Source organism: Amycolatopsis sp. FU40, assembly GCF_021903635.1.
In the GTDB taxonomy this organism is placed as follows: Bacteria; Actinomycetota; Actinomycetes; order Mycobacteriales; family Pseudonocardiaceae; genus Amycolatopsis; species Amycolatopsis dendrobii.
This window is the reverse complement of the sequence record NZ_CP091381.1, coordinates 5854156-5869486: the sequence shown is the minus strand read 5'-3', so window position 1 is coordinate 5869486 and position 15331 is coordinate 5854156. Positions and strand designations below refer to the sequence as shown.

At 69.7% G+C, this 15331-nt stretch carries 13 protein-coding genes; 8 read left to right on the top strand and 5 right to left on the bottom strand.

The features are described from left to right. Positions 1-123: 123 nt before the first annotated feature. Positions 124-882: a thioesterase II family protein gene (locus L3Q65_RS27780; RefSeq protein ID WP_237597058.1), complete on the bottom strand. Its 759-nt coding sequence runs from the start codon at positions 880-882 to the stop codon at positions 124-126. A 378-nt stretch (positions 883-1260) separates the two neighbouring features. On the opposite strand from L3Q65_RS27780, the gene L3Q65_RS27775 reads away from it, so the two are divergent. The 4 genes from L3Q65_RS27775 to L3Q65_RS27760 are packed head-to-tail and all read left to right on the top strand — an operon-like array spanning position 1261 to position 4556. Further along, positions 1261-2289 (top strand): class I SAM-dependent methyltransferase, encoded by a 1029-nt coding sequence (locus L3Q65_RS27775; protein WP_182890944.1) that lies wholly within the window; start codon positions 1261-1263, stop codon positions 2287-2289. A gap of 13 nt (positions 2290-2302) precedes the next feature. After that, a complete protein-coding gene (locus tag L3Q65_RS27770) occupies positions 2303-2635 on the top strand; it encodes a non-heme iron oxygenase ferredoxin subunit (RefSeq protein ID WP_182890945.1) in 333 nt (110 codons plus the stop codon). 17 nt (positions 2636-2652) lie between these two features. Beyond that, on the top strand, positions 2653-3249 hold the full coding sequence (locus tag L3Q65_RS27765; RefSeq protein ID WP_182890946.1) for a 3-phenylpropionate/cinnamic acid dioxygenase subunit beta: 597 nt from the start codon (positions 2653-2655) through the stop codon (positions 3247-3249). A gap of 47 nt (positions 3250-3296) precedes the next feature. Beyond that, positions 3297-4556, top strand: coding sequence for an aromatic ring-hydroxylating dioxygenase subunit alpha (locus tag L3Q65_RS27760; protein ID WP_182890947.1), 1260 nt, complete (start codon positions 3297-3299; stop codon positions 4554-4556). 254 nt (positions 4557-4810) lie between these two features. Here L3Q65_RS27760 and L3Q65_RS27755 read toward each other — a convergent pair whose 3' ends face one another. Further along, positions 4811-5980, bottom strand: a complete 1170-nt coding sequence (locus tag L3Q65_RS27755) for a glycosyltransferase (RefSeq protein ID WP_237597057.1) — start codon at positions 5978-5980, stop codon at positions 4811-4813. A gap of 524 nt (positions 5981-6504) precedes the next feature. On the opposite strand from L3Q65_RS27755, the gene L3Q65_RS27750 reads away from it, so the two are divergent. The 3 genes from L3Q65_RS27750 to L3Q65_RS27740 are packed head-to-tail and all read left to right on the top strand — an operon-like array spanning position 6505 to position 10165. After that, positions 6505-7923: an NDP-hexose 2,3-dehydratase family protein gene (locus tag L3Q65_RS27750; protein WP_182890948.1), complete on the top strand. Its 1419-nt coding sequence runs from the start codon at positions 6505-6507 to the stop codon at positions 7921-7923. Continuing rightward, entirely contained in the window at positions 7920-8894 is a 975-nt protein-coding gene (locus L3Q65_RS27745) for a Gfo/Idh/MocA family protein (protein ID WP_237597056.1), read from the top strand. Before L3Q65_RS27750 ends, L3Q65_RS27745 begins: the two co-directional genes overlap by 4 nt. A 53-nt stretch (positions 8895-8947) precedes the next feature. Then, a complete protein-coding gene (locus L3Q65_RS27740) occupies positions 8948-10165 on the top strand; it encodes a class I SAM-dependent methyltransferase (RefSeq protein WP_237597055.1) in 1218 nt (405 codons plus the stop codon). 34 nt (positions 10166-10199) lie between these two features. Here the strand turns inward: L3Q65_RS27740 and L3Q65_RS27735 are convergent, their stop codons facing one another. Together L3Q65_RS27735 and L3Q65_RS27730 are read right to left on the bottom strand one after the other, a co-directional pair. Further along, entirely contained in the window at positions 10200-11135 is a 936-nt protein-coding gene (locus L3Q65_RS27735) for an NAD(P)-dependent oxidoreductase (protein ID WP_182890950.1), read from the bottom strand. 91 nt (positions 11136-11226) lie between these two features. Continuing rightward, positions 11227-12501, bottom strand: a complete 1275-nt coding sequence (locus L3Q65_RS27730) for a nucleotide disphospho-sugar-binding domain-containing protein (protein WP_237597054.1) — start codon at positions 12499-12501, stop codon at positions 11227-11229. A 372-nt stretch (positions 12502-12873) separates the two neighbouring features. On the opposite strand from L3Q65_RS27730, the gene L3Q65_RS27725 reads away from it, so the two are divergent. Continuing rightward, positions 12874-13869 carry an NAD(P)-dependent oxidoreductase gene (locus L3Q65_RS27725; RefSeq protein ID WP_237597053.1) on the top strand — a complete coding sequence of 332 codons (996 nt, stop codon included), beginning with the start codon at positions 12874-12876 and terminating at the stop codon, positions 13867-13869. Positions 13870-13875: 6 nt separating this feature from the next. Here the strand turns inward: L3Q65_RS27725 and L3Q65_RS27720 are convergent, their stop codons facing one another. Then, positions 13876-15285: a dienelactone hydrolase family protein gene (locus tag L3Q65_RS27720; RefSeq protein WP_237597052.1), complete on the bottom strand. Its 1410-nt coding sequence runs from the start codon at positions 15283-15285 to the stop codon at positions 13876-13878. Positions 15286-15331: the final 46 nt, after the last annotated feature.

The window sequence follows — 15331 nt, the reverse complement described above, 5'->3', positions numbered from 1 at the left end:
AGGGGCCGCCGAAGGTCGGGTGAGCCGGGCTTCCGCAAGCCGATCCGGGCCACTACGATTCGGACGTCCGGCCGCAATCGGCTGTGCGACCGCCGGATTTCCGCGGTTGCACAGGCAAGCCGCTCAGCGCGCGACCGCCGCGGTCCGGTTCCGGATGTGCGCGGTGATCTCCTTCTGGTGGTGGGCAAGGAAAAAGTGCCCGCCCGCGAACACCGTGAGGTCGAAACCGCCGGTCGTGTGCTCCTGCCAGGCCCGCGCCTCCGCGATCGTGGTCTTCGGGTCGTCGTCCCCGGTCAGCACGTCGATCGGACAGCGCACCGCCGCTGCGGGCTCGGCCTGGTAGGTCTCGACCGCCTGGTAGTCGCCCCGGATGGCGGGCAGGCTCATCCGGAGGATCTCCTCGTCGCCGAGCAGCCGGGCGTCGGTTCCGCTCATCAGCTTCAGTTCGGCGAGGATGCCCTCGTCGTCGCGCAGGTGCACGGATTCGTCGCGGCTGGTCGACGGGGCGCGCCTGCCGGAGGCGAACAGCCGCACCGGGCTGAACGCGTGCTCGCGTTCCAGCCGCAGCGCGGTCTCGAACGCGAGCACGGCTCCCATGCTGTGCCCGAAGAACGCCACCGGCCGGTCCAGCCACGGCCGGAGGACCTCGGCGGTCTCGTCGGCGAGCCTGCCGAGGTCGGCGATCACCGGCTCGTGGCGGCGGTCCTGCCTTCCGGGGTACTGGAGGTTCAGCACGTCCAGGTCGCCGGACAGCGCTTTCGACATCGGGAAGTAGAAACTCGCCGATCCGCCCGCGTGGGGAAAGCAGACCAGCCGCGCGGGCGCGTCCGGAGCCGGATGGAAGCGCCGGACCCAGGAGGTGCTTTCGGTGATTTCCGACATGGGGGAAGAATCCTTTCTCCGGCACGGCATCCGGCGGCCGGAACGCGCGCCGGACCCTGCCGGTCACGGTATCCAGAACCGGGCGCCCGACCAATCCGGTCCGAACACCGGACCGGATCCCGCGCGCGAACGCAGTCGATCAGCTGGCTTTTCCGCGGGAATGCGACAGGATGCGGCCGGAAAGTCCGCCGGGGCCACGGGAATAGCCCGTTCCGGGTCTCGGTCGCACACCGGCGGGCGGGCCCTACTCAACTCCCCGCGGTTCGAGTACGTTGATCCACAGCGAGGTCCGGGAAGAAACCCGGCCGCTCCGCGCCCCTCGGGGAAAACACGCACCTTCCCGCCTTTCCCGTGCGGCGGAGCACCTGCAATAACGGAATGGACCGGCGTCGCGACGCAGAATCGGACAAGGGGGAACTGGCGGTGGCCCAGACGAAGCGAATCGACCCTGGTGCGCGGAACCTGAACGAACTGTCGAAGCCGACGGAACGGCTGCACGTGGCCGGAGCGGGCGACGACTACAACGAGCAGGAAGCGGAGCAGACCAAGGCCGCGATCTCCTCGGTGTACGACATGATCGCCGCCACCTGGAATCTCGGCGATCTGTGGAACTGGGGTTTCCACGACGCGAAACTCGAGGCGCAGGTGGAGGAAATCCTTCCCGGGTTCACCAGCTTCGGCAGCGACGGTTTCTCCGAACTGCTCTACTTCCACACCCTGACCCAGATTCCGCTGGGCCTGGACGCTTATCGCGACAAACGCGTGCTCGAGGTCGGCTGCGGCATCGGAGCCGGGCTCAACTTCCTTTCCCGGGTCACCGGAGCCGCGCAACTGTCCGGAGTGGACATTTCCAAGGCGGCGATCGCGCGGGCGAACGGCCGCTACTCGCGCGGCGAGCAGCTCACCTACACCGTCGGCGACGCCGAGAACCTTCCGTTCGAGGACGGCGCCTTCGACGTCGTCGTCAACGTGGAGAGCTCGCACAGCTATCCGTCGCTCGGCCGGTTCTTCGACGAGGTCGCGCGCGTGCTCAAACCGGGCGGCTACCTCTCGCTCGTCGACGCGCTCACCGACCACCGGGCGGACACCTTCGCGAAGGCGATGCCCGGCTGCCCGCGGCTGGAATGGCTGGCGGAGAACGACATCTCGCCGCAGGTCAAGGCAGCGGTCCGGAAACGGATGGCTCCCGACAGCTTCGTGCGCAGGACCTTCGCGCAGCAGCGGATGTCGCCGGTGAAGCGGACGATCGCCCAGCACGGCCTGCTCACCGCGCTCGGTGCCCCGTTCACCGGCGACGCCAGCATGTCGCCGGTGGCGAAGTGGTCCCGGAAGAAGACCGGGCTCGGCGTATCCGACAAGGCCCCGGTGCGCAGCTACCGGCACTACCTGGCGACCCGCGTTTCCTGAGGGCGTCCCGGAAATGACGAAGCGTTCGACGGACACCGCGCCGTTCCCGGTGTGTCCCGACGACGAGCTCGTGCTGAACGAGCCGCGGGCGGCGGAGACGCCGTGGGGACCGGTGGCGGTGGTCCGCACCGGCACCGGCGTCTACGCCGTGACCGACCGGTGCTCGCACGCCGACGTGGAACTGTCGGACGGGTTCGTGGAGGGCGACACGCTGGAGTGCCCGGCGCATTTCTCCCGGTTCTGCCTGCGCACCGGCGACGCGCTCACCCTGCCCGCGGCCGAACCCGTCGACACCTGGACGGTCACGGTCCTCGACGGGGTGATCTCCGTGGCCCCGCGCCCCTGAACCTGAGGAGGTTTCGCATGACCGCATTCACCGGGCCCGTCGTTTCGTCCCAGGCGTACCGGCCCCGGCCGGCCGACGCGCCGCCGGTCCGGCCGCCGCGCCGGGTCCCGCACGAACTGCTGTACGAGATCGAGCAGTTCCTGTATTTCGAAGCGCGGCTGCTGGACGAAGCCCGGTACAACGACTGGTTCGACCTGATCGCCGACGACGTGCATTACTTCATGCCGCTGCGGCGCAACCGGCTGCACCGCGATCTGCTGTCCGAAGCGACCGGCGTCGACGAGTTCAACCACTACGACGAAAACAAGACCACGCTGGCGGTGCGCGTGAAGCGCATGCAACAGCCCACCGCGTGGTCGGACAATCCGCCTGCTCGCACCGTACGGGCACTGAGCAATATCACCGCCGAACCCACTGACACTGAAGGCGAGTACCTCGTCCGCAGCGTCTTCCACGTCTACCGCAACCGGCTCGCCGACGACGCCGTGACGTTCTCCGGACGGCGGACCGACACGCTGCGCGCTCACCCCGACCTGAGTTTCCAGCTCGTCAACCGCACCATCCATCTCGCCGAAAGCGTGGTGCAGGCCAACAACCTCGGCCTGTTCTTCTGACCGCGCGAATCCATCCGAACCTCGACCCGCGACGGGAGCCCGCGAAGATGTACGCCGATCTGATCGACTTCGACACCACCGGAAAAGTCTCGGCGGACATCTTCCATTCCGAGGAAACATACCGCAGAGAGCTGAGCACGGTGTTCGCGCGCTCCTGGCTCTTCCTGGCCCACGAATCGCAATTGCGTGCGCCGGGGGATTTCGTGACCGCGCTGATGGGCGAGGACCCGGTCATCGTGTCGCGCCAGCGCGACGGCGGCATCCGGGCGGTGCTCAACGTGTGCCGGCACCGCGGGATGCGCGTGTGCCGGCAGGATTCCGGCAATACCAAGCGATTCACCTGCTCCTTCCACGGCTGGACCTACGACACCGCGGGCGAACTGGTCAAGGTGCCCCGCGAAACCGAGGGCTACCACGACCGGCTGGACAAGAAGGGCTGGTCGCTGACGCCGGTCACCCGCGTCGAGTCCTACCGCGGCATGGTCTTCGGCACCTGGGACCCGGACGCCCCTGCGCTGATCGACTACCTCGAAACCGCCCGCCCCGCCCTGGATTCGTTCATCGACACCCTCGGCTCGGACATCGAATTGGCCGGCCCGATGAAATGGCGGATCCGGGGCAACTGGAAAATGCCCGCCGAGGGACTCGGCACCGACGGCTACCACGCGGAAACCACGCACGCGTCGGCGTTGCAGGCCATCGGAGGAATGGCCGAACCGAGCCGCATCTTCCAGTACTCCAGCGCGGCGGGGCACGCCGCGGCGATGACCGATCTCGGCGTAACTCAGCGGATGCACGAGAAAGCGGGCGTGGGCCCGTCCCCGCACGGCACGAACGACACGGTCACGGTCGCGCACGCCACGGTGTTCCCCAATTTCTCGTTCATCGGCTACTCCGGTCCGCTGCGGGTGTGGCAGCCGCGCGGGCCGGAGGAAATGGAAGTCTGGGGCTGGGTGGCCGTCCCGGCTGGCCTCGACGCGGAGACCCGGCGGCAGAAACTCCGCGGCGTCACGGTCTCGTTCTCCTCGTCGGGCGTCTTCGAATGCGACGACAGCGAGAACTGGTCGGAGATCGCCGCGGTGGGCCGGGGTTTCGTCGCCCGCAGCACCCCGCTGAACTACCAGATGGGCATGGGCTTCGACGATCCGGCGGGCACCGACCTGCCGGGCTTCGACGTGCGCACCGGGCATTTGTTCAACGACATCGGCGCCCGCGGCTTCTACACGCGCTGGGCGGAGCTCATGGACGGGCCGGAACTGGCTCTCACGCCGTCCGCGCCGCCGCCGGGAGCCAACGGCCGGGGCTAGCGTGCTGTCCGGGCCGGAGCCACCTCCCGTGGCGGCTGCGGCCCGGAACCCTTACCCCGCAGCGAACCGAGCCAACTCCGCCGCGACTTCCTCCGGCGAGGGCATCTGTGCGATCTCCGCCGCCATTTTCTCCGCCGCGGTGAGATAACCGTCGTCGGCCAGCAGCTCTCCGGCCGCTGCACGGGTTCATCGTGCAGCGGCCGCCGGGAGCCAAGCCGGAGCTACCCCCCTGTGGCGGCTCCGGCCCGAAACCCTTACCCCGCAGCGAACCGAGCCAACCCCGCCGCGACTTCCTCCGGCGAAGGCATCTGTGCGATCTCCGCCGCCATTTTCTCCGCCGCAGCCAGATAACCGGCATCGGCCAGCAGTTCCCCGGCCTTCTCCCGCACTGCGTCCGCCGTCAGCTCATCAGGCAACAGCCGCAGCCCCGCCCCAGTGGAGAGCACGGCGTCCCCGCTGCCGAACGGATCGTTGTCCCACGGCAGGCACAGCTGCGGCACCCCGGCGGCCAGCGAACCGAGAGTCGTGCCGCTCCCGCCGTGGTGCGCCGCCAGGTCCAACTCCGGGAACAGCTTCGCCTGCGGCACCCAGCTTTCGAGCCGGACGCGCGGCGGGAGCTTCCCGAATTCGCTGACGTCGAGCGAGCGGCCGCTGGAGACGAGCACGTCCACGTCCAGCGCGGCCAACCCGTCGACGGCCCGCCGCAGCGCGCCTACCGAGCCGCTGCCGGACGTGCCGAGGGTCAGGTAGGCCAGCGGCCTTCCGCGATCGCGGGTGCGCACCCATTCCGGCAGGTCGCTGTCGTCGGAGAACGGCACCGGGCGCAGCGGGAACCGCCGTCCGCTGTCCAGCAGTTCCTGGTCCTGCATCGAATCCGGGTACAGGTCGAGATACGGATTGCCCATGCCCATCAACCGTCCGGAAGGGACCGCGACCCCGAGTTCGCCGGCCAGCCCGCGGACCTTGTCCTCGATCGCCAGGGTGAACTCGTCCGGGCTTTCCCGGCCGATTCCGTGGCACACCGCGGGAATCCCGGCCACCGCGGCGGCGAGCGCGGCGCCGTAGCTGCTCACGTCGTGCACGACGAGCTCCGGCCGGACCCGCTCGATCACCTCGGCGAGCTGGCCCGCGGACCGCTTCGGGATCAGCCTGCCGAAGACGAGGGACGACAGCTCGCGGAGCTCGTCCGGACCGAGACCGTCCGGACTTTCCCTGCCGAAGCCGGTTCTCAAGCCCTCCTGATACGCCTCGGTCACCGGCACGCCGGATTCCTCGTGCCGGAAACCGAGCGCGGCCAAGGCATCTCGGAACTGTCCGCTGGTGGTGAAAGCGATCTCGTGTCCGCTGTCGCGCGCGGCGACGGCGAGCGGCAGCAACGGATAGGTGTGCCCTGGACTGCCGAGACTGCAGAAGAGAATTCGCACGCGCGTGAGCCTTTCGCCATCGGATCGGGAGAAAATCAATTGACGTGATGACGTTTCGGGAAGCACTGTCTTAACGGAAGCGTTGTTTCGCCGGGACCGCCCGCGGCAAGGGCCATTCGGCGAACGACGCGGGCAGCAGTGAGGGTGCCAAGCAAACCCGCATTGCTCAACCTGGTCGCCGGTGTTCGTCTGTGCGGCGTTGACGGCGGTTTCGCCCGCGAATCGCCGTTGTGCGGCGCGGCGGTAGCGCCGGGCACTTGTACGAGGTTATCTTTGCGGCACGGAAATCGGGGGGACGACCGTGGGAGGCGGGCCCTCGACCGGACGTCGCAGGAGGACCGCCGCGATTCGCGGACGGGAAACCGGGCAGCGGCCGGAAAGCGCGCCGATTCGGTTGTTCCGTCCTGCCGTCGATCACGATTCGCCGCGCGATCATCCCGGACGGCCGTCGTGCCGCACTGGATCGCGCGCGACCGTGGTGCGTGGTGAAACCGTTCTTTCGACGGCACGGAAGCGAGGTAGTCATGTCGCAGCCCAGCACGCGAACTCCGAGCCGGTCTTCGCTGCGGCCGAGGGAGGATCACTCGCTGCCCCAGCGGATCGCGCGTTCGGCGGCCGTCACCGACGCGGGCCTGCTGTCGATCTCCGGATTCCTTTCCTGGTTCGCCGGACGCGGCGAAGCCAACCGGTTCAAGGTCGAACGGGTGCGGCTGGACGGTCTCGACGGCTGGTCGTTCGAGGAGCCGACCGGCAACGTCGTCCACCGCAGCGGCCGGTTCTTCGCGGTCGAAGGCCTGCACGTCTCGGTCGGCCCGGAGCCGAGACGGGAATGGCACCAGCCGATCATCAAACAGGCCGAGGTCGGCATTCTCGGGATTCTCGTCAAGGAGTTCGACGGGGTGCTGTACTGCCTGATGCAGGCCAAAATGGAGCCGGGCAACCCGAATCTGCTGCAGCTTTCCCCCACCGTGCAGGCGACCTACAGCAACTACACCCGGGTGCACGGCGGTTCGCCGGTGCGGTACCTGGACTATTTCGTCGACACCAGCCGTTCCCGGGTGCTCGCCGACGTGCTGCAGTCCGAGCACGGCGCGTGGTTTTACCGCAAGAGCAACCGGAACATGATCGTCGAAACCGACGAGGACGTTCCGCTGGACGAGAACTTCTGCTGGCTCACTTTCGGGCAGATCCGGTCCCTTCTCGGCTTCGACAATCTGGTCAACATGGATTCGCGGACCGTGCTGTCGTGCGCCCCGGCCGGGCACCCGCACCGGTCCGGGGCCTTGCATTCCGATCTGGAACTGCTGTCCTGGTTCACCGCCGAACGGTCGAGACACGACGTGCGCTCGGAGCGCGTCGGATTGGCCGGCCTGCCGGGCTGGGCGAGCGACGGCGGGGTGATCGAACGGACCGACGGGCGGTACTTCCGGGTCGTCGGCGTTTCCGTGGAGGCCAGCAACCGGGAGGTGACGCGGTGGTCGCAGCCATTGATCGAACCGGTGGCCCAAGGCGTCGCGGCGTTCGTCGCCCAGCGGATCTACGGCGTTCCGCATGTTTTGGTGCACGCCCGGGTCGAAAGCGGGTTCGTAGACACAGTGGAGCTGGCGCCGACCGTGCAGTGCGTTCCGGAGAACTACGCGTCGGCGGAGCAGCGCCCGAGGTTTCTCGACCTCGTCCTCTCCCCGGACCCGGAGCGGGTGCGTTATTCGGCCGTGCATTCGGAGGAGGGCGGCCGCTTCCTCAACGCGGAAAGCCGGTACATGATCGTGGAAACCGGTCCGGACGAGGTTCCGCTCAGCCCGCCGCCCGGCTACTTCTGGGTGACCGCCGAGCAGCTCACGTCGCTGGTCCGGCACGGGCACTACCTCAACGTCCAGGCGCGGACCCTGCTCGCCTGCCTGAACGGCATGGACTGGCACGCCACGGATTCGGGCGCCCGGTGACCGCCTTGCGGCTCGCCGTGCTCGGGTGCGCGGACATCGCGCTCCGGCGGATGCTGCCCGCCGCGGCGGCGATGACGGACGTGGACGTCGCCGTGCTCGCGAGCCGGGACGCGGCGAAGGCCGCGGCCGCCGCCTCGGTTTTCGGCGGGGAACCGGTGCACGGCTACGAGGCCGCGCTGAAGCGTGAAGACGTCGATGCCGTCTACCTTCCGCTGCCGGTCGCGTTGCGCCCGGAGTACGTGGAACGGGCTTTGCTCGCCGGAAAACACGTGCTCGCGGAGAAACCGGTCACCGCGAACCACGGCGCCACCGCGCGGCTGTTCGCTCTAGCGCGCGAGCGGGGGCTCGCGCTGATGGAGAACGTGATGTTCGTCCAGCATCCGCTGCACGAGGAGGTGCGGCGGCTGGTCGAAGGCGGGGCCATCGGCGAGCTGCGGTCGCTGCACGCGTCCTTCGCGGTGCCGCCGCGGCCCGCGGACGACATCCGGTACCAGCAGGCGCTCGGCGGGGGAGCGTTGCTGGACATCGGCATTTACCCGGTGCGGGCCGCGATGTACTTCCTCGGCGAGCTGAGCGTCGCCGGCACCGTGCTGCGCCGCGGACCCGGACACGCGGTCGACACCTCGGGCGCGATCCTGCTGCGGACGCCGGACGACATTCCGGCGCACCTGACCTTCGGCATGGACAACGCGTACCGGGCGGAGTACGAGCTCCGCGGCGACCGCGGCCGGATCGCGGTGCACCGGCCGTACCAGCCCCCGCCGGACGAGGACCCGGTGATCGAGCTGGCCGGCCCGGACGGCACGCAGCACCTGCGCCGGCCGCGCGTCGACCAGGTCGCCGCCACTCTCTCCCGGTTCGTTTCGGCGGCCCGCGCGGGCCAGACCGTCGACGAGACCTCGTGTCTGCGCCAGATCGAGCTGCTCGAGGCGGTCCTGGACCGCCACGTCGCCGCGAGGAGCGCGCCGTGACGCGGCCGGGGGACCACTCTGCACAAGGACCTGATCGAGAAGGGCGTCCCGACATGTCTCTATGCCGGATCTGCGGCGGTACCGTCACTGAGTTCGTGGAATTCGGCAGGCAGCCGATTTCCGACGCGTTCCTCGTGCCGGGGCGGACGGACGGGGAGTACTTCTACCATCTGGCCGCCGGGCTTTGCCAGTCCTGCACCATGGTGCAGCTGCTGGCGGAGGTGCCGCGGGAGATGATGTTCCACGAGGACTATCCGTACCGCACGTCCGAATCGGCCTCGATGGCGAAGCATTTCGAGCTGGTGGCGAAGCGGTTCCTGGAGACGGAGCTGACCGGCCCCGACCCGTTCGTGGTCGAGATCGGCAGCAACGACGGGGTCATGCTGAAGACGATCAGCGACGCCGGCGTCCGGCACCTGGGGGTGGATCCGTCCGCCGGAGCGGCCCGTGCGGCCGAGCGTGCGGGCGTACGGGCGCGCGTGGACTTCTTCGAGAAGACCTCGGCCGCCGCCATCCGGCAGGCCGACGGTCCGGCCAAGGTCATCTTCTCCGCCAACACCTTCAGCCACATCCCGTACATCGGTTCGGTGCTCGAAGGCGTCGGCGAACTGCTCGCCGACGACGGCGTGTTCGTCTTCGAGGAGCGCTATCTCGCGGACATCGTGGCCAGCAAGGCTTTCGACCAGATCTACGACGAGCACTACTACCTGTTCTGCGTGCGGTCGGTGCGCAACCTGGTGGAGCGCTACGGTTTCGAACTGGTCGATGTCGAGCATCTCGCGGTGCACGGCGGCGCGGCCCGCTACACCGTGGCCCGGCCCGGCGCGCGGCGGCCGAACGCGGCGGTCGCTGAATTCCTCGACCGGGAAGCCTCGCTGGGACTCGCCGACCTGGCGACGTTCACCCAGTTCGCCGCCAACGCCAAGGTCATCCGCGACGACCTCATGACGCTGCTGCGAGACCTGCGCGCCAAGGGCAAGACGATCGTCGGATACGGCGCGACCGCCAAGAGCGCGACCGCGATCAACTACTGCGGGATCACCACGGAACTGGTTCCCTACGTGTGCGATTCCACGCCGGACAAACAAGGGAAGCTGATGCCGGGTTCGCACATTCCGGTCCGGCCGCCCGCCGCGTTCTCTGCGCCCTATCCGGATTACGCGCTGTTGTTCGCGTGGAATCACGCCGAGGAGGTCATGGCGAAGGAGAAGGAATTCCAGGAATCCGGCGGGAAATGGATTCTCTATGTGCCGGATGTGCACGTAGTCTGAGCCGACGCCCGCGCAGCCCGTCCGGTGGCCGTAATCACCGGACGGGCTGCGCGCGTTTGCGTTCTTCTTTCGCGTCGAGCCAGAGCGCCTCGATCGCGTCGCGCAGGGTGCGGCGCGGCGCCCAGCCGAGCAGTTCGCGCGCCGGTGCCAGGTCGACCCGGGTCGACACCTCCGACTCCGCGGAAAGGTCGGGGGAGGGCAGTTCCGACACCGTCGCCCGCACCCCGCTGACCTCGACCAGCATGGCGACCAGCTTGCGCACCGGCACGGTCTCGCCGCGGCCGATCGCGACGGGTTCGCGCAGCACCGGAACCCGGGCCGCGGCCGCCACGGCGTCGGCCACGTCCCGGACGTCGACGTAGTCGCGGTGCGCGTTCAGCGCGGTCACCTCGATCAACGCGGGTTCGCCGCGGCGGTCGGCGTCCGCGAGCTTGCCCGCGACCAGGCCCGGCAGGCTTTCGGCCGCCGCGCCCGGGCCCACCACGTTGGCCAGCCGCAGCACGGCCGCGTCCACGGTCCCAGCCGCGGCCGCCTCGAGCACCGTTTCCGTCGCCGCGAGCTTGAGCTGGCCGTACGCGCTGTCCGGTCCGACCGGCGGCGGGGCGAGATACCCGTACTCCAGCACCGAACCGAGGTGGATGTAGCGGGGCGTCACCGCGCTTTCCGCCAGCGCCGCCATGATGTTGCGCGACGCCCCGACACAGCTGTCCACCAGATCTCGCCCGGTGAGGCCCCACTTGCTGCCCGTGGCGTTGACGATCGTCGCCGGGCGTTCGGCGGCGAGCAGGCCGGCCAGGTCCCGCGTCGGCGTCCTGGCGACGTCGACGGCCCGGAACCGGCAGCCCGCGGCCGCCCGCGGCGCGGTCCGCCCCAGCACGAGCACCTCGCGTCCGGCGGCCACGAAGTTCTGGCAGATCTGGCGGCCGAGGAACCCCGTGCCGCCGAACACGACGACGCGACCGTCGCTCACGCGTGCCTCCTGAGTAGCTTGCGGTTCTGGTCGGCGGCCGGATCCGCCGAGGGCACGCCCGTTCAGCGGCCGCGCCGCGCGCGTCCGGCCGTCACCGGTCCGCGCGGCGCAGGGCGGCCACGTCGTCCTGGGTCAGCTCGCCGGTGCGGGCCAGCTTGGCGAGCAGGCCCGCGACCTGCGCGGCGGTCGGCTCCTCGGCGACCGACCGGCTCAGCTCCGCGGCGCTGCGCCGGTAGTTGCGGTTGAACAGCACCGCTCCGATGGCCTGGTCGATCGCCTCCCGTTCGGCCATCAGCCCGGGCAGCGTCTTCGTCGCGCCGAGCGGGTCCACGCGCCTGCCGTAGAGCAGCCCGTCGTAGTTGAGGGCGAGGGAAATCTGCGGCACGCCCATCGCGATGCCGTTCATCAGGGTGTTGGCGCTGCCGTGGTGGATGAGCAGGTCGCAGCCGGGAAGGATGAGCTCCAGCGGGCAGTTGCGCAGCACTCGCACGTTCGGCGGCAGCGTCCCGAGTTCCTCCACTTCGGACACCGCCGCGGTGAGCACCACCTCGGCGGCCTGCTGCGCGGCGGATTCGATCGCGTGCCGCAGCGCGGGCACCTGCTTGCCGAACACCCCGGTCGCCGAATTGCCCCACACCACGCACACGCGCTTGCCCCGGACCGGGCCCAGCAGCCACGGATCCACGTCCTGCGAACCGTTGTACGGGTGGTACCGGACGGGGATGCGCAGCGCGTCGCCCAACGGCGGGATCGCCGCGCTCGGCGACGGGTCCACCGCGTACTTGATCTTGTGCCGCGACCATTCCACGCCGTACTTCGCGAAGCACAGCACGGGGTCGCCGGCCAGCAGGTTGAGGTCCGGATCGGTTTCGATGGTGCCGATGAAACCCGGTCCGTAGTAGACGCTCGGCACTTCGTTCAGCTCGCCGACGAGCGCGCCCTCCAGCGCCATGAGGTCGTGCACCACGAGGTCGGGCCGCCAGGCGGCGGCGTAGTCGACGGTGCTGTCGTAGCTGCGCAGCACCGCGGTGACGGCGTTCTTCCAGAAATCGCCGAGGTCGCCGGGGTCGAAATCGCGCACCGAACTCAGCGTCTCGCCGGTGAACGGGTGCAGCGGCAGCGGGGTCTCGCCGCTCTGCGGCGGGGTGTTGATCACCCGGACCCAGACCGCCAGCCGCGCGGCCGCCATCGAATCGGGCGCGTCCAGCACCGAAACCGGCATCAGCCCGGCGGCCGCGATCGACTGCACCTGCTGCGGCGGGCACGCGACCCGGACGTCGTGCCCGGCCGCCCGGAAGGCCCAGGCCAACGGGACGAGACACATGTAATGCCCCGGCCAGTTCGACACCGTGAACAGAATCCGCATCGCACGCTCCCCTGATTGCCGCTGGTTTCACGGTTCTCGGCGGTCGGCGCACCGCACCGGGAACGAGCCGCCGCCCCCGTTACTCCGGCCGGAAGCAGCCCGCAAAGCCTTGCCATCGCTCGGCATTCCCCAGTTCGCCGCGCCGTTTCCCCGCTGCGGGGAAGCTGCCCGGCCAGCCCGGCGCCGTCCACGGATCCGGGCTGCCGCCGCCGGGGCCACTCGGTCCCGGGCCCGAAAAGCATCGTGCCGTGTCCATTCGACCACGTCGAAGGCGCAATTGAACGGCATTACGCTGGCCCGCGGCAGCGAAGAAGATTTTCGCGGAGGCCGCCGTCCCATTCTTTCCCGCCCGGACTCAGGATGTCGATATCGATGCGCACTGAGATTGTTCTGCTCGGCGCCACCGGATTCGTCGGTTCGGCGGTATTGCGCAGGCTCGCGGCGAAACCGATCCGGATTCGCGCGGTGTCCCGGCGTCCCGCGGCGATTCCGGCCGGCGCCGTCGCCGACGTCGAGGCGTGCCCGCTCGATCTGACCGAACCGGGTGCGTTGGCCGAGGCGGTCGGCGATTGCGCCGTGGTGATCCACACCGTCGCCCACATCACCGGTTCGTCGACCTGGCGGATCGACGAGGGGGACAGCGCGGCCGAGCGGGTCAACGTCGGGCTGGCCCGAGACCTCGTCGCCGCGGCCCGCACGAGGGCTCACGGCGACCGGCTGGGCGTGGTGTTCACCGGCGCGATTTCCCAAGCGGGCCCGCTCCAGACCGAAACCGTCGACGGCACCGAACTCGATCAGCCCAACGACGAGTACAGCAAGCAAAAGCTGGCCGCGGAACAGATACTGCTGGCCGCCGACGCGGAAGGCGTGCTGCGGGCGACCTCGGTGCGGCTGCCCGCGACTTACGGCTACAGCGCACAGTCCTCCGCCCGTGACAAGGGCGTGGTCTCGACCATGGTTCGCCGCGCCCTCGCCGGCGAGCCGTTGACGATGTGGCACGACGGCACCGTCCGGCGAGACCTGCTCTACGTCGAAGACGCCGCCGTCGGCCTCGCCGCCGCGACCCGCAACCTCCCGCGACTGGCCGGCCGCCGCTGGGTCGTGGGGACCGGCCGCGGCGAACCACTCGGCGCGGTGTTCCGGCGAGTGGCCGACCTGGTCGCGGAGCGGACGGGACAACCGCCGGTGAAAGTCGTGTCGGTGCCGCCGCCGGACTACGCCAAGGCCGCCGATTTCCGCAGTCTCACGATCGACGCCTCCGCTTTTCGGGAGGCGACTGGGTGGCACCCCGCGGTTTCCCTTGACGAAGGACTGCGGCGGACCGTCGAGTTCTGTGTGGACGGTCGTGAGGCGGCGCTCTCGGCCTGAGTCCGGTCAGCGACTGGTGCCGGGCCGGACCACAATGAGTTCGCCGTAGCTCGACAACGCTCCGGCCAGATCGCCAGAGCCCTTACGCAGCACGGAATCCAGAAACGCGAGACTGGCGCCGGCGACGACGCGCGGACTCTCGACGCGCCCTAGTGACCCGGTAATCGAAGACACCGGCGGCAGATACAGCGGACCGTCGGTGAAGGTGAGATGCGCGGCGCCGGGGATGGTGAGCCGGTAGTTCGTCGCCGTGCCGTGGGCGAGCACCTCAGCGAGCCGAGGCAGGTAGCGCGGATCGGTACCTGGCGTGACGGCCTGGGTGAGCGCGAGCGTCGGCTGTTCGAGTGCGGGCGACAGCGGGCCGTGCGGGTAACCGTCGAGGTCGATGACAGCGTCGAACCGGTGGTCCCGCCTGGCTGCCTGCAGCGCGGCCGCGCCGCCCATGGAGTGCCCGGTCGCGGCGACCCGGCCGGTGTCCAGACGTCCGGTCAGCGGGTCGGCGACGAGCCCGGCCAGCCGGGTCAGCGCGAAGCTGAGGTCGGCGGCCCGGATCGCGGTCCAGTCGGCGGCGAGCCGTTCGTCCTCGGCACGGTCGCCGGCGGAGACGGTCGCGGAGGTGATCGTCCGGCCGTCGGAGAGCACGACGGCGGCGGAGTCGTACGGATGGTCGAGCGCGGCGACCACGTAGCCGTGGCTGGCGAGTTCCTCCGCCCACGCGGTGTTCTGGGTGCGCACTCCGCTGGACCCTGGCGAGAACAGCACGACCGGGAACCGTCCGCCCTCGGCGGCCACCGGGGCGTCGGGAATCGCGTGGGTGCGAGCGCGGGGGATCCCGTCGAGCAGGAAGCCCGGCAGACCGACTCCGCGGGCGAGCGCTTCGGAGACGGTGCGCGCTTCGTCCTCCGTGCGTCCGAGGTACTGGGCACGGGGCGCGTCAGCCGGACTGTTCTGCGCGGGATACCAGAGCTGGGCCACGACCGTGCGCCGGTCCAGCGGATCGGCGGTGAAGGTCTCGGCACGGTCCGGGTCAGTCCACTGCAGCACACGGGTGCCGACCGCGAAGCCGCCGGATGGCACCGGGAAGACCGGGACGGGAAAAGCCCACGCCGTCACGGGACCGGTGGCGATCAGTCCGGCGCAGGCCAGCGATCCCGGCAATGCCAGCCACCAGCGGACCCGCCGAGCCCGGCTACGCACGAGAGGGGAGAAGGCGAACGGGGCCGCGACGACGGCACCCGCCAGCACCGGCAGCAACTGCCAGCGGATCCCGGTCACGCAAAGCGCGATCGCGGCGAGCAGGAACACCGCCCCCGCCGCGATCGTGACGCGCGGTCGGGCAACGGCGGGAAGCCAGCGCGCCACCACCAGCGTGGCGGCACTGAGCAAGGTCAGGATTTCCAGCAGGGACAGGTTCATCGGGCCATATTCGGCTGCGGACCCGTGCGGCCACATCGCTCTCCAG

Bases quoted from the DNA above. Each gene is read 5' to 3' on its own strand.
- L3Q65_RS27770 (WP_182890945.1), top strand. From the start codon at position 2,303: ATGACGAAGCGTTCGACGGACACCGCGCCGTTCCCGGTGTGTCCCGAC.
- L3Q65_RS27760 (WP_182890947.1), top strand. From the start codon at position 3,297: ATGTACGCCGATCTGATCGACTTCGACACCACCGGAAAAGTCTCGGCG.
- L3Q65_RS27765 (WP_182890946.1), top strand. From the start codon at position 2,653: ATGACCGCATTCACCGGGCCCGTCGTTTCGTCCCAGGCGTACCGGCCC.
- L3Q65_RS27730 (WP_237597054.1), bottom strand. From the start codon at position 12,501: ATGCGGATTCTGTTCACGGTGTCGAACTGGCCGGGGCATTACATGTGT.
- L3Q65_RS27775 (WP_182890944.1), top strand. From the start codon at position 1,261: ATGGACCGGCGTCGCGACGCAGAATCGGACAAGGGGGAACTGGCGGTG.
- L3Q65_RS27720 (WP_237597052.1), bottom strand. From the start codon at position 15,285: ATGAACCTGTCCCTGCTGGAAATCCTGACCTTGCTCAGTGCCGCCACG.
- L3Q65_RS27750 (WP_182890948.1), top strand. From the start codon at position 6,505: ATGTCGCAGCCCAGCACGCGAACTCCGAGCCGGTCTTCGCTGCGGCCG.
- L3Q65_RS27780 (WP_237597058.1), bottom strand. From the start codon at position 882: ATGTCGGAAATCACCGAAAGCACCTCCTGGGTCCGGCGCTTCCATCCG.
- L3Q65_RS27740 (WP_237597055.1), top strand. From the start codon at position 8,948: ATGTCTCTATGCCGGATCTGCGGCGGTACCGTCACTGAGTTCGTGGAA.
- L3Q65_RS27725 (WP_237597053.1), top strand. From the start codon at position 12,874: ATGCGCACTGAGATTGTTCTGCTCGGCGCCACCGGATTCGTCGGTTCG.